General features: G+C 73.7%; 11 protein-coding genes and 2 pseudogenes. 4 read left to right on the top strand and 9 right to left on the bottom strand.

The genetic code is table 11. The features are described 5' to 3' along the window. Positions 1-26 precede the first annotated feature (26 nt). From IGS69_RS29715 to IGS69_RS29695, 5 genes and pseudogenes are all read right to left on the bottom strand, one after another. Positions 27-917 carry a dihydrodipicolinate synthase family protein gene (locus tag IGS69_RS29715; protein ID WP_190903542.1) on the bottom strand — a complete coding sequence of 297 codons (891 nt, stop codon included), beginning with the start codon at positions 915-917 and terminating at the stop codon, positions 27-29. Further along, the gene (locus IGS69_RS29710; protein WP_232543678.1) at positions 914-2,278 is read right to left on the bottom strand and encodes an FAD/NAD(P)-dependent oxidoreductase; all 1,365 of its coding nucleotides are present in this window, start codon (positions 2,276-2,278) and stop codon (positions 914-916) included. Before IGS69_RS29710 ends, IGS69_RS29715 begins: the two co-directional genes overlap by 4 nt. 277 nt (positions 2,279-2,555) lie before the next feature. Further along, positions 2,556-2,852, bottom strand: a pseudogene (locus tag IGS69_RS29705) ((2Fe-2S)-binding protein); the annotation flags it as partial. Continuing rightward, positions 2,849-4,003, bottom strand: a complete 1,155-nt coding sequence (locus IGS69_RS29700; protein WP_190903540.1) for an NAD(P)/FAD-dependent oxidoreductase — start codon at positions 4,001-4,003, stop codon at positions 2,849-2,851. The pseudogene IGS69_RS29705 and the gene IGS69_RS29700, both read right to left, overlap by 4 nt. Positions 4,004-4,102: 99 nt before the next feature. Then, positions 4,103-4,768, bottom strand: a complete 666-nt coding sequence (locus tag IGS69_RS29695) for an MmyB family transcriptional regulator (RefSeq protein WP_190903539.1) — start codon at positions 4,766-4,768, stop codon at positions 4,103-4,105. Between the two features lie 238 nt (positions 4,769-5,006). Here IGS69_RS29695 and IGS69_RS29690 point away from each other — a divergent pair, with 238 nt between their 5' ends. The 3 genes from IGS69_RS29690 (at position 5,007) to IGS69_RS29680 (ending at position 6,630) form a co-directional block, all read left to right on the top strand. After that, positions 5,007-5,666 (top strand): helix-turn-helix domain-containing protein, encoded by a 660-nt coding sequence (locus tag IGS69_RS29690; protein WP_190903538.1) that lies wholly within the window; start codon positions 5,007-5,009, stop codon positions 5,664-5,666. Positions 5,667-5,698: 32 nt separating this feature from the next. After that, positions 5,699-6,229: a toxin-antitoxin system, toxin component gene (locus IGS69_RS29685; RefSeq protein WP_190904700.1), complete on the top strand. Its 531-nt coding sequence runs from the start codon at positions 5,699-5,701 to the stop codon at positions 6,227-6,229. 176 nt (positions 6,230-6,405) lie between these two features. After that, positions 6,406-6,630: a hypothetical protein gene (locus IGS69_RS29680; RefSeq protein ID WP_190903537.1), complete on the top strand. Its 225-nt coding sequence runs from the start codon at positions 6,406-6,408 to the stop codon at positions 6,628-6,630. Positions 6,631-6,703: 73 nt separating this feature from the next. Here the strand turns inward: IGS69_RS29680 and IGS69_RS29675 are convergent, their stop codons facing one another. Both IGS69_RS29675 and IGS69_RS29670 read right to left on the bottom strand, forming a co-directional pair. Beyond that, on the bottom strand, positions 6,704-7,363 hold the full coding sequence (locus tag IGS69_RS29675) for a 4'-phosphopantetheinyl transferase family protein (protein ID WP_190903536.1): 660 nt from the start codon (positions 7,361-7,363) through the stop codon (positions 6,704-6,706). Then, positions 7,360-8,220, bottom strand: a complete 861-nt coding sequence (locus tag IGS69_RS29670) for a metallophosphoesterase family protein (RefSeq protein ID WP_190903535.1) — start codon at positions 8,218-8,220, stop codon at positions 7,360-7,362. The genes IGS69_RS29675 and IGS69_RS29670 overlap by 4 nt, the downstream gene beginning before the upstream one ends. Before the next feature lie 258 nt (positions 8,221-8,478). Here IGS69_RS29670 and IGS69_RS29665 point away from each other — a divergent pair, with 258 nt between their 5' ends. Beyond that, entirely contained in the window at positions 8,479-9,615 is a 1,137-nt protein-coding gene (locus tag IGS69_RS29665; protein ID WP_190903534.1) for an ATP-grasp domain-containing protein, read from the top strand. An 84-nt stretch (positions 9,616-9,699) separates the two neighbouring features. On the opposite strand, the pseudogene IGS69_RS35255 reads toward IGS69_RS29665, so the two are convergent. Continuing rightward, positions 9,700-9,792: pseudogene (locus tag IGS69_RS35255) on the bottom strand (alpha-L-fucosidase); the annotation flags it as partial. 4 nt (positions 9,793-9,796) lie between these two features. Beyond that, complete coding sequence (locus IGS69_RS29655) at positions 9,797-12,838, bottom strand: alpha-mannosidase (protein WP_190903533.1); 3,042 nt, start codon at positions 12,836-12,838, stop codon at positions 9,797-9,799. Positions 12,839-12,905: the final 67 nt, after the last annotated feature.

Below are 12,905 nucleotides of genomic sequence, written 5' to 3'. Positions count from 1 at the left end.
GTCCCCAGATCCTCGTGCGGTGCGGTCTAGGCCAGTCCGGCCGCGACGGCCTTCTCCGTGGCGGCGCGGACCGCCGCCTCCTGCCCGGGCAGCAGTGCCGCGCGGGGCGGACGGCAGGGCCCGCCGTGCCGGCCGGCGATGTCCATGGACAGCTTGATGGCCTGGACGAACTCCACTTGTGAGTCCCAGCGCAGCAGCGGATGCAGCTGCCGGTACAGGGGCAGCGCGGTGTCGAGGTCGCCGTCGGCCGCCGCGCGGTACAGCTCCACCGAGGCCCGGGGCAGCGCGTTCGGGTAGCCCGCCACCCAGCCCTTGGCGCCCGCGACGGCCAGCTCCAGCAGGACGTCGTCCGCGCCGGCCAGCAGGTCCAGTTCCGGGGCCAGTTCGGCGATCCGGTAGGCCCTGCGGACATCGCCCGAGAACTCCTTCACCCCCTGGATGTGCCCTTCGCCGTGCAACCGGGCGAGCAGCTCGGGCACGAGGTCGACCTTGGTGTCGACCGGGTTGTTGTACGCGACGACCGGCAGGCCCGACCGGGCGACCTCGGCGTAGTGGGCGAGGACGGAACGCTCGTCGGCGCGGTAGGCGTTCGGCGGCAGCAGCATCACCGCCCGGCAGCCGGCCTCGCCGGCCTGCTCGGCCCAGCGCCGGGACTCGGCGGAGCCGTACGCGGCGACGCCGGGCATCACGCGCTCCCCGCCGATCGCGGCGACGGCCGTCTCGACGACCCGGGCGCGCTCCTCGGGCGTGAGCACCTGGTACTCGCCGAGGGAGCCGTTGGGCACGACGCCGTCGCAGCCGTTCGCGACCAGCCAGGCGCAGTGCTCGGCGTACCGGTCGTAGTTCACCGAGAGGTCGTCGTTCAGCGGGAGCGCGGTGGCGACGAGTACGCCGCGCCAAGGGCGGTGTGGGGTCATGACGGTCCCTCCTGGGGGTGTTGCCGGGCGAGGACTCCGAGCGGCACGGGCCGGGCGAACGGGCGCTTGGCCGGAGTGGGTGCGCGGCCGGCGAGAGCGGCGATCGCGGTGCCGCACATCCGGCCCTGGCACCAGCCCATCCCTGCCCGGGTGAGCAGTTTCACGGTGCGTTCGTCGCCCGCTCCGAGGTCCAGGGCCTCGCGGACGGACCCCGCGGTGACCTCCTCGCAGCGGCAGACCACGGTGTCGTCGGTGAGGTGCTCGGGCCAGTGGGCGGGCGGCGCGCAGGCGGATTCCAGGGCGGCCGCAGATCGCCCGAGCTTCGTGCGGGCCTTGAGGGCGGCGGGGGCCGGCTCGGGGGCGGTGCCCCGCAGGCGGGCGGCGGCCGAGCAGCCGGCGATGTGCCCCTCGGCGAGGGCCAGGGCGGCGCCGCCGATGCCGGTGGCCTCGCCGGCCGCCCATACGCCGGGCACGTCCGTGCGCTGCTCGGTGTCGACGGCCACGGTGAGCCCGTCGAGCCGGCAGCCGAGGCTCTCGGCGAGGTCGGTGTGCGGGAGCATGCCGTGGCCGACGGCGAGGGTGTCGCAGGACAGGTGCCGTGCGGTGCCGGGCCGGACGCGCCCGTCGGCGTCGAGCGCGGCGACGGTGACGCCGGTCAGCCGGTCGTCGCCGTGGGCGCGGACGACGGTGTGCCGGGTGAGGACCGGGACGCGGTGGCGCAGCAGCCCGGCAGCGTGTCCGGCGGCCTCGGGGAGCTTGCCGGCCAGGGCGGGGGCGTGCCGGGCGAGGCGCCCCGGGCCGGTGGACTCGACGAGTGCGGCGACCTCGACGCCGGCCGCCGCGAGCCCGGTCGCCACAGGCAGCAGCAGCGGCCCGGACCCGGCCACCACGGCTCGGCGCCCCGGCACCACGAGACCGCCCTTGAGCATGGCCTGGGCTCCCCCGGCCGTGACGACGCCCGGGAGGGTCCAGCCGGGGAAGGGCAGCACGTGTTCGTAGCCGCCGGTGGCCAGGAGCACGGCACGCGCGTGCACCTCGGCGGGCTCCTCCTGCTCCGGGCCGAGCAGGGCGTGCACGGTGAAGCCGTCCGGCGTGCGCTCCACGCACCACACGTGGTGTTCCGTCAGGACCCGTACGGCACTGGCGGCGAGCCCGTCCCGCAGCCGCTCCCACGTCCGCCCCTGGTGGTGCGGCGCCTCGGGCCGCCCGGCGCCGAGTCCGGCGTCGGGCTGCCGGTAGAACTGCCCGCCGGTCCGCGCGGCGGCGTCGACGAGCGTGACCCGGACGCCGCGCGCGAAGGCCGCCAGGGCGGCGGCGAGCCCGGCCGGCCCGGCGCCGATCACGACGAGGTCAGTCCCCACCACGCGCCTCCTCGTTGCCGGTGCCGCCGCCCTGCGTGCGCATCTCCCCATGGTCCGTGCCGCCCTGCGTGCCGATCTCTCCAGGGTTCGTGCCGCCCTGCGTGCGCATTTCCTCGCGGCCTGTGCCGCCCTTCGGGCCCATCTCCTCGTGGCCCGAGTCCCCCGGCGTGCACGTATCCCCGTGGTGGCCCGTGCCGCCCTGCCGGACCCTCTCCCCGCGGCCCGTGTCCCCCTCAGCGCCCATGTCCCCACGCCCCGGGGCGCCCCGCAGGCCCCTCTCCCCGTGCCCCGTTCCCTCCTGCGTGCCGATCTCGTCCCCGGGCCGGACCGGTATCAGGCAGGCCCGTTGGTTGGGGCGGCCGTTGACGGTGACCAGGCAGTCGAAGCAGACGCCGATCCCGCAGAACACCCCCCGGGGACGGCCCTGGCCCCGGGTGGAACGCCACGACGTCACCCCGGCCGACCACAGCACGGCGGCGACCGTCTGCCCGGGCAGCGCCGCCACCGGCCGCCCGTCGAACGTGACCGTGAAGGCGGGGCCGGGCCCGGCCCCCGCCGGCTCCAGTGGGTTCACTCGCCCTCCTCGGTGAAGCGGTCGGGCCGGAACGGGCCGAGGTCGAGGTCGGGCGTCCGCCCGGTCAGCGCCTGGGCGATCAGATGCCCGGTGCCGGTGGCGAGTCCGATGCCCGCGCCCTCGTGCCCGCAGGCGTGGAAGAGCCCGGGCACCCGCGGGTCGGGGCCGATCGCGGGCAGGTGGTCCGGCAGATACGGCCGGAAGCCGGCGTACGTCCGCATGGCCCGGACCCCGGCGAGGAACGGGAAGAGGGCGGTCGCGCCGGCCGCCAGCGCGCGCAGCGCCGGGAGCGACAGGGACCGGTCGAAGCCGACCCGTTCGCGGCTGGCGCCGATGAGGACCGGCCCGGCGGGGGTGCCCTCGACCACCGGGGAGGTCTGCAGCGCCGCCGAGTCGCTGGCGACGTCGGCCACGTAGTCGGCGGCGTACACCTTGTGCCGGATGCGGGGCGGCAGCGGTTCGGTGACCAGCACGAAACCCCGCCGGGGCCGTACCGGCAGCGGGACTCCGGCACGGGCCGCGACCTCGCCGCCCCAGGTGCCGGCCGCGTTGACGACCGCGGGCGCGTGCAGATCGCCCCGGTCGGTGCGCACGCCGCACACCGCGCCGCCCGGGCCGCGCAACACCCCGGTCACCTCCCGGCCGGTGCGCACCCGGGCCCCCGAGGCGCGCAGCAGATGGGCCGCCGCGAGAGCGGGCATCACCTGCGCGTCCTGCGGGTAGTGCATACCGCCCGCGAGGCCCGGGGCCAGACAGGGTTCCAGGTCGGTGAGGCGGTCGGGCGGCACCGGGACGGCCTCGACCCCGGCCGCGCGCTGCTCGGCGGCGAGCTTCTCCAGCGCGGTCAGGGCCCGGTCCGTGCCGGCGACGACGACACCGCCCTTGGCCTCGTACTCGACGGCTTCGCCCAGCCCCTCCCGGGCCAGTCCGGCCCAGAGCCGGGCGGACAGCAGGGCCAGTTCGAGCTCCGGTCCGGGTTCCTTGTCGGAGACGAGGAGGTTCCCCTCCCCCGCCCCGGTCGTACCGCCGGCCACCGGGCCCCGGTCCACCACGACGGTGTCCAGGCCGGCGCGAGCGGCGTACAGGGCGATGGCGGCGCCGACCACGCCGGCTCCGACCACCACGACATCGCAGGTCAGCGACTCGCTCACGCCAGTACCATGTCACACACCACAGAGCCTGGGAAGGGCGCGGACAGGGGCGGGTGAACGCGTGGGAGCGGCCGAGAGGGAGCGAACGCGCGGGAGCGGTCAGTCGGCCGCGGGGACGACCCTCAGGTGGGACCCGGTCGCCGTGCGGCGCGGGCGGCGCTCCCGGAACGCGGAGCGGCGGGCCTCGCGCAGGACGAACGTGACCCGGGCGCAGCCCAGTTCCTCGAGCGTCCTGGACGTCTCGACGACGATCCGGCACTCGGTGGCGCCCCGGCGCGGATCGGGGTGCAGCAGCGGCCGTACGGCACCGTCCTGCTCGACGGCGTCCTCGCCGACCGCCCGGATCCAGTGCGGCAGGCCGTGCCGGTAGGCGGCCTCCATGATCGGGTCCTGGGCGATGTCGCGGCGGATGGCCTGCAGGCCGTGGTCGGGGCCGTGGCCCTCCACGGTCCGGGCGAAGTGGGCGAGCATCGGCAGGCACCAGCTCGCCTCGTGGTCGCCGAGCACGCCGGGAGCGTCGGGGTGGAACAGCACGAACCGGAGGAAGTTGTCGCCCGGCATCGCCGTCGGGTGCGGGCCGACCTCGCGGAAAAGTGACCGGAAGGCGCTGTTGGTCAGCACCACGTCCCAGCAGTGGTCGACGACGAGGGAGGGAAAGGAGACTCCCTCCAGAAGCCCGGCGTAGTCCTCCAGGTAGGCCTGGGTCCCGGGAGTCTCGGGGACGGGCCGCGGTGCCGGCCGCTGCCCTCCTGCCTGATATGCCATCGGGAGGTCACCCCTCTTGCCTGTGCGGCCTTGACGCGGCGCCCCGATCCTGCTGCCCCGGGCTGAGGCGTGTCAACTATCGTGGCATTCCGTGCCTGTTGACGGCTGAAATTGGCCACAGTTGTGGCGAGACCTGGATGTGAGTTCGAAGCACGGGCTACGCTCCGGGAAGTTCACGCCGGGGTAGGTCACGGCATCCACTTGTGAGAAGCCTGTGAGATACGTAGGAGATCTGTCGGTGACGGGTGGCTTCGTCGAGGGTCCGGGCGCCACGCCGACGGCCGTGCTGACGGCCGTCGTCTCCCGTGTCGGCGCGCTCGCCGACCGGCTCGGCGTGCCGCACGCCGAGGTCTTCGACATCGGCCGGCTGTCCGTCGCCTCCGGGGTCCCCGAACCCGTGGTCAAGGCCCTGCTCTGTGGCCGGCCGGCCGGCGAGCCCGATGTGCAGGCCCGGTTCCTCCAGCGCCTGGACCTGTTGCGCCGGACCCGGCTCAAGCCCAACGGCCGCAAGTACACCCAGCAGGAGATCGCCGACGGCGCGGGCATGTCGCGCCAGCAGGCCGGCGCCCTCATCAACGGCGACCGGCGGCCGACCATGGAGCACTGCGACGCCCTCCAGAGGTTCTTCCGGGTGCACGCCGGCTTCCTGACGGCCGAGGACCCCGAGGCGCTCCTGAGCGCCCTCCAGCACACCGAGCAGGAGCTGCTGCAGAAGCTCGCCGACCGCGAGCGGGAGGCGGCCGCGGTGGCGGACGACCCGCTGGAGCGGCTGCTGCAGGACCACGGCGTGCGCGGCATCGCCTGGCGGGCCGCGCAACTGCCCACCGACCAGCACCGCGACAAGGTCGCGGAGTGGCTGGACATGCTCCTGGAGAGCGTCAAGCGGCCCGAGTCGTGACCGTGGGGAGAACTGTGGGCATCGGTAAGGAAATGCGCCGTCTGTGCGGCGAGCTGGTCGCGGAGCTGACCCTCCCCGCGCCGGCCCGGCCGGAGGAGTTGTACGCCGCCCTGTGCGACGGCATGAGCAGACGACGCGGCCGCCGCGTCCTCTTCCGTACGGCCGCGTTCCCGCCCGGGACCGCCAGCGGGCTCTGGCTCGACATGGCCGACCAGGACCTCGTCGTGATCGAGGAACGCACCGCTCCCGACCACCAGTTGGTGATCCTGGGCCACGAGCTGTGGCACATGAAGGCCGGGCACTGCTCCCACCACGTCCAGGGCGCGGCCGTGGCGGCCCGGCTGCTCCACGACGGCGCCGACCTCGAGGCGACGGTGCTGAAGGTCGCCGCGCGCACCCGCTTCGACCTCGACGACGAGATGGAGGCCGAGAGCTTCGGCCTGCTGCTCGCCAGCAAATGCCGGGCGTGGCTCGCGCGTTCGTCGTCGCGGGGGCCGGTGCAGCGGGATCACCTGGCGGGGCGGATCGAGGCGTCGCTGGGGTACCGCGGACCGCAGGGCTGACGGGCCGCCGCCACGGCAACGTGGTGCGGTCCGCCTCCGCCGAGCGGGCGAACCAGGGGGCGGCGGGACCGGATTGTCAGTGGTGGGCGGCAAGCTGGAGGGGCGCCACCGCTGTGCGGGGCGTGCGCGCCGCGAGGGCGCGGGACCGACGACGCCGACACGGGGAGAGCCGACCGATGCCCACCGCCGTTCTGACCGATCGTGAACGCACCGCCGTCCAGGCCTATCTGCGGCTGCTGCACACCGTCCGCGCCGCGTTCGACCTGGAGGGCAGCCCGCCGCTCGTCCCGCCCGCGGTGCTCGCCGAGGCGGAGCAGGCCCTGGAGCGCGCGGGGCTGAGCGGCAACGAGGAGGCCTTCTTCCGCCTTCTGGAGAACTGGTGCCCGGAGCCCGGCCCCTGACCCGGGGCTCCCTGGCAGGGTTGGCGGGGCAGGGTAGCTGTGCGGCAGACCCCGGCCGGATTGCGTGGCGGGGTCAGCCGTGCGGCAGCGCGATCGCCGTCGCGATCAGGCCCCGCCCCACCGTCCAACGGCCGTCGAAGTGGCTGAGGCGGCGGCCGCCCACCCGGGGGCCGGGGACGAGCAGCGCCGCGCGGAAGGTGCCGTCGGCGGTGAGTTCGATGTCGGCCTCCATGAAGTCCAGCCACTTCCCGGTGAGGGGGAACCACGCCTTGTAGACGGACTCCTTCGCGCTGAACAGCAGCCGGTCCCAGTGGATGCCGGGGCGTTCGGCCGCGAGCCCGCGCAGCCGGTCCGCCTCGGCCGGCAGGGCCACGGACGGCAGGACGTCTTCGGGCAGCGGCTCGTGGACCTCGGCGTCGATGCCGAGAGAGGCCAGGTCGCCGGCGCGGACCAGGGCCGCGGCGCAGTAGCCGTCGCAGTGGGTCATGCTGCCGGCCAGACCGGCCGGCCAGCGGGGGGCGCCGCGCTCCCCGGGCAGGATCGGCTGCGGCGGCACACCCAGCTTCTCCATGGCCCTGCGGGCGCAGGAGCGCACGGCGGCGAACTCCCTGCGCCGCTTGGCGACCGCCCGGGCCACGAGCGCCGCCTCCTCGGGGTACAGCGAGGTGCCCGCGTCCTCGTGGCCGTAGGCCTCCACGGCGACCACGGCGTCCGGCAGCAGTTCCTCGATCACCGCTTGTCGCCCTCCCCCGGCAGGATGCGCCGCAGCCGTCCCGGCGGCCGGGCCCGCTTGCTCCACTCGCGCGGATAGCCCACCGACACCTCCTCGAAGGGCACGCCCTCGTGGAAGGTGGTGCGGGGGATGTGCAGATGGCCGTAGACCATGGTGTGCACACGGAATCTGCGGTGCCAGTCGTCGGTCAGGTCCGTGCCGCACCACATGGCGAACTCGGGGTGCCACAGCACGTCCATCGGATGCCGGTGCAGCGGGTAGTGGTTGACGGGGATCACCGGCAGGTCGCCGGGGAGTCCGGCGAGTCTGCGCTCGGTCTCGGCGACCCGGGCCCGGCACCAGGCCTCCCGGCTCGGGTACGGGTCGGGGTGCAGCAGGTACTCGTCGGTGCACACGATCCCGGTGCCCTGCGCGTATTCCAGGCCCTGCTCCTTGGTGGTGCAGCCGGCCGGCAGGAACGAGTAGTCGTACAGCAGGAACAGCGGGGCGACGGCCACCGGGCCGCCGGGGCCGTCCCAGACGGGGTAGGGGTCCTCGGGTGTCGTCACGCCGAGTTCGCGGCACAGTTCGACGAGGTACGTGTAGCGGTCGACGCCGCGCAGGGTGACGGCGTCGCCCGGGTGGGTCCACAGCTCGTGGTTTCCGGGCACCCGGACGACCTTGCGGAAGCGGCCCGCGAGCGTCTTGAGGGCCCAGCGGATGTCCGCCACGGTCTCCGCGACATCACCGGCGACGAGCAGCCAGTCGTCGTCCGTCCCGGGCCGCATGCCCTCGACCAGGGCGCGGTTCTCCGGGTAGCCGATGTGCAGATCGCTGATGGCCAGCAGTTGTGCGGCGCCACCGGCCGTCGACGTCACCCTCTCGCCCCCTCCGCGCGCGCCCGGACGTCACCAAGAGATCACATCGGCGCGACGGGGAGCAAGAGCGGTCCGGGGGCGGTGGGCGGAGAATTCCTTCACACGCGCGTTGCACGACAGGGCTCGCCGAAGCCGTATGATCTGGCCCAACACCACCGCTCGGAAATCCCTTTCACAGGGGCGGTTTGGTGTCCCTCCCTTCTCCTGCCCGGGCACGGGCTGCTCAGCCCTGCCCGCGAACCGTGAAAGGCGGCCTGCATGGTCTCTCGCGTACGCGTCTGGCTCAACCGCACGTACGCGGAGAACGTGTTCTTCATGGATCAGCTGCGGAGAAATCCCAGCGACCGGGCCGTCGAGATCCACGCCACCCACGGCGACGCCGACTCGCCGGTGCTGGCCGCCGCCGACACCGCCGAGCTGGAGCCCGAGAACCTGTCCCCTGCCGGGTACGTCGAGTTCGCGCTGGACCAGTGCGCGCGGCGCGGCATCGACGTGTTCGTGCCCCGGCTGCACCAGTCGGCGATCGTGGCGCACCGCGCCGAGTTCGAGGCGGCCGGCACCGCGGTGCTGGCGCCGCCGCCCGAGGCCGTGGCCGTCTTCCAGGACAAGGTGATCGCCTACGAGGCGGTCCAGGCGATCGGCGTGCCGGTTCCGCCGTGGTACCGGGTCCGCTCGGAGGACGAACTCGTCGCGGCTGTCGAGGAGTTGGAGTCCGAGGGGCACAAGGCGTGCTTCAAGCCGGCGTCCGGGGCCGGCGGAGTGGGCTTCCGGGTGATCACGCGTACGCCCTTCTCGCTGATGCAGCTGAGCGGGTTCCCCAGCCCGTACGTGCCGCTCGACCTGGTGCTGGAGGCGCTGCGGCAGGCCGAGGAGCCGGTCGACTGGCTGGTGATGCCGCGTCTGGAGCAGCCCGAGGTGTCGGTGGACTGTCTGACCGGCCCGGACAACCGGGTCCGGCTGGCGGTGGGCCGCACCAAGAACGGCCGCCGCCGGGGCTTCACGCTGCACGAGCAGTGGCTGGACCCGGCCCGAAGGATCGCGGAGGGCTTCGGTCTGCACTACCTGTCCAACATCCAGTTCCGGATGTTCGGCGACCGGCCCGTCCTCATGGACGTCAACACCCGCCCGGCCGGCGGGCTGCACCAGCTGTCGCTGTGCGGTGTCAACGCCCCCTGGGCCGCCGTGCAGCTGGCCCTCGGCGAGGACCCGGGAGAGGTGGTGCCGCCGTTCCTGGGCCAGGACTACACGGTGGTGTCGGGGCCGCGCCCGCTGCGGCCGGTGTCGCTGCCCCAGCAGCGGCCGGAGACGACGGACCCGCTGCCGGCGGTACCGGCGCCCCCGTCGCCGGAGACCGCCGGCTCCGTCGGGCCGGCGGCCCAGGCGCTGCCCCTCTGAGGCCTCGGACCCGCGAGGCGATCGCCTCGCGGGTCCCACGGGACGGTCGGCGCCCCAGGAAGCCGGGCGACCCACGTCGTAGAACGACCAGGACTCCTCGACACTGTCGACGGCGTAGATGCCCCAATGGACGAAGACGCCGAGCTTGGCGTCCTCGAACCACGGCTGTACGGCCATGCGGTCAGGCCCTTCGCAGGCGCAGGGTGAGGATCTGGAAGGGCCGCAGCGCGACGGCGACGGCGCCGTCGGTGATCTCCGCGTCCTCCAGGGGGCGTTCCAGCAGGTCGGTGATCCGGGCGCCGGCGAGCGGGAATCCGGTGCGCAGGGTGCCGGTGGCCCGGCCGCCGCGGGACTCGTAGAGCCGTACGACGACATCGCCGGAGGCGTCGTCGGCGAGCTTGACCGCCTCCACGGTGATGCCCTGGCCCTCGGCGGTGACGACCGGTTCGGGGGCGCCGGCCGCGTCGGCCACCCGGAGCGGGAGGTTGAGGGAGTAGCCCTCGGCGACGGCGTCCTCGACGCTCGCGCCGGGCAGCAGCGCGTAGGTGAAGCGGTGGCGGCCCTGGTCGGCCTCGGGGTCCGGGATGCGCGGGGCGCGGACCAGGCTGAGGCGGACGGTGGTCGTGGTGCCGCCGTCCTCGCGGACGGTGCGGGAGACGTCGTGGCCGTAGGTGGAGTCGTTGATGACGGCGACGCCGTAGCCGGGCTCGGCGAGGTGCACCCAGCGGTGGCCGGAGACCTCGAAGCGGGCCGACTCCCAGCTGGTGTTGGTGTGGGTGGGGCGCTGGATGTGGCCGAACTGGATCTCGGCGGAGGAGTGCGGGGCGCGGATGTCGACCGGGAAGGCCGCCTTGAGGATCTTCTCCGTCTCGTGCCAGTCGATGTCCGTCTCGATGTCGATGCGGGGGCTGCCGGCGCGGACGGTGATGGTCTGGGTGATCGTGGAGCCCTTGCCGAAGGACCGCTCGACGCGGATGGCGCCGATCAGCGGGTCCTGCTCGACGACCGTGACGGACGAGGCGTCCAGGAGGTCCGTGTAGCGGTTCTTGTAGTGCTTGTCGATGTCCCAGGCGTCCCAGTAGTTGGGCAGGTCGGTGTGGAGGCGGAGCAGGTTGCCCGGCTCGGCGAGCACCTCGCGGCCTGCGCGCAGGTCGCGGACGGAGGACAGGGTGCCGTCCTCGGCGACCTCCACGCGGACCAGTCCGTTGTCGAGGACCCGGCCGTCCACCGTCACCGGCCGCGGGGGCGCGGTGGCGGCCAGGGGCGCGGAGCCGCTCGCGGGCACTTCCACGTACACCGGTGTGCCGTCGGCGGTGCGGACCACCTCGGCACGGTCGTAGGGGCTGGTGTTGAAGACGCGGGTGTCGCCGGCGCCCAGGGCGGCGACCGCCTCGGCGGTCAGCGCGTGCAGCTCCCGTGCGACCCGGGCGTATTCGGCCTCGGCCTCGCGGTGCACCCAGGCGATGGAGGAGCCGGGCAGGATGTCGTGGAACTGGTGCAGCAGCACCGTCTTCCACAGCCGGTCCAGCTTCTCGTACGGGTAGGTGTAGCCCGGCGCGTGCAGCGCGGCCGTGGTCGCCCAGAGTTCGGCCTCGCGCAGGAGGTGCTCGGAGCGGCGGTTGCCCTGCTTGGTGCGGGCCTGGGAGGTGTAGGTGGCGCGGTGCAGCTCCAGATAGAGCTCGCCGACCCACACGGGCGCGTCCGGGTACTCCTCGCGGGCCTTGTCGAAGAACTCGTCGGGGTGTTCGACGACGACCTTCGCGGAGCCCTCCAGGTCGGCCAGCCGGCGGGCCCGTTCCATGATCTCGCGGGTGGGGCCGCCGCCGCCGTCGCCCCAGCCGAAGGGGGCCAGGGAGCGGGAGGCGCCACCCTTCTCCTGGTAGTTGCGGACCGCGCGGGACATCTCCGCGCCGCTGAAGCGGGCGTTGTAGGTGTCGACCGGCGGGAAGTGGGTGAAGATGCGGGTGCCGTCGATGCCCTCCCACCAGAAGGTGTGGTGGGGGAACTTGTTGGTCTGGTTCCAGGAGATCTTCTGGGTGAGGAACCATTCGTTGCCGGCGAGCTTGGCGATCTGCGGGTAGGCCGCGTTGTAGCCGAAGGAGTCCGGCAGCCAGACGCCCTTGGTCTCGATGCCGAAGTGGTCCATGAAGAACCGCTTGCCGTGGATGAACTGGCGGGCGACGGCCTCGCCGCCGGGCAGGTTGCCGTCGGACTCGACCCACATGCCACCGACCGGCGCCCACTGGCCGTTCTTGACCGACTCCTGGATGCGGGCCCAGACCTTGGGGTAGTTGTCGCGGACCCATTCGTACTGCTGGGCCTGGGAGCAGGCGAAGATGAAGTCGTCGTACTCGTCGGCGAGCGAGGTGACGTTCGAGAAGGTGCGGGACGTCTTGCGCTTGGTCTCGCGGATGGGCCAGAGCCAGGCGGAGTCGATGTGGGCGTGGCCGACGCCGGAGATCGTGTGCGCGCTGGCGTGCGCGGGCTTGGACAGCGCCGGCTTCAGCGCCTCGCGGACGGCGGCGGCCGAGCCGGAGACGTCGTCCAGGTCGAGCAGGTCCATCGCGCGGTCGAGGGCGTGGGCGATCTCGTGCCGGCGCGGGTCGTGCTCGCCGAGCTCCAGCATCAGCTCGCGCAGCACCTGCACGTCGAGGTCGAGGTGCCAGACCTCCTCGTCGAGGATCGCGATGTCGGCGCTGCGGAAGGTGTAGAGGGGCTTGTCGCCCGCGGTGAGCTTGTCGCCGAGGGGCGTGGGCCTCGAGAAGTCGTCCGCGAGGATGTCCGGGTTGGAGGCGGCCTCGACCAGGTAGTCGACCGTCTCGCCGCCGCGGGCGGGGTTGGCGACCGCCACGTACTGGTTGAGCGGGTTGACGGCCTTCAGCGGGGTGCCGTCCGTGAGGTGGACGAGGGCCTCGGCCTGGTTGCCGGGCCAGTCGCCGACGAAGCCGAGGTCGATGACCGCCTCGACGCGGCGGCCCGCCCATTCCTCGGGGACCCGTCCGCGCATGCGGAACCAGGTGGTGCCCCAGGGCGGGCCCCACGGGGTGCCCATCGTGAACGGCTCGTAGGACGCGGCGGCGGCCTCCTGGAACGGGACCGGCTCCCCGGGGGCCTGCCAGGCCTCGACCTCGAAGGGGACGGTGGCCGCGTAGACGGCGGTCTTGATGCGCTGGTCGTGAAGGCGCTGCACGCGCTCCTCGATGCGGCGGCTTTCGTCATGCATGGGCTGTCTCCAGGAAGCGGGAAGAGCGAGCAGACGGGAAGCGGTGGAGGAAAGCGCTTACCGAGTA

This window comes from Streptomyces tuirus (genome assembly GCF_014701095.1).
Lineage (GTDB): Bacteria > Actinomycetota > Actinomycetes > Streptomycetales > Streptomycetaceae > Streptomyces > Streptomyces tuirus.
The sequence above is the reverse complement of the archived record's forward strand: the minus strand, read 5'-3'. Positions and strand labels throughout refer to the sequence as shown.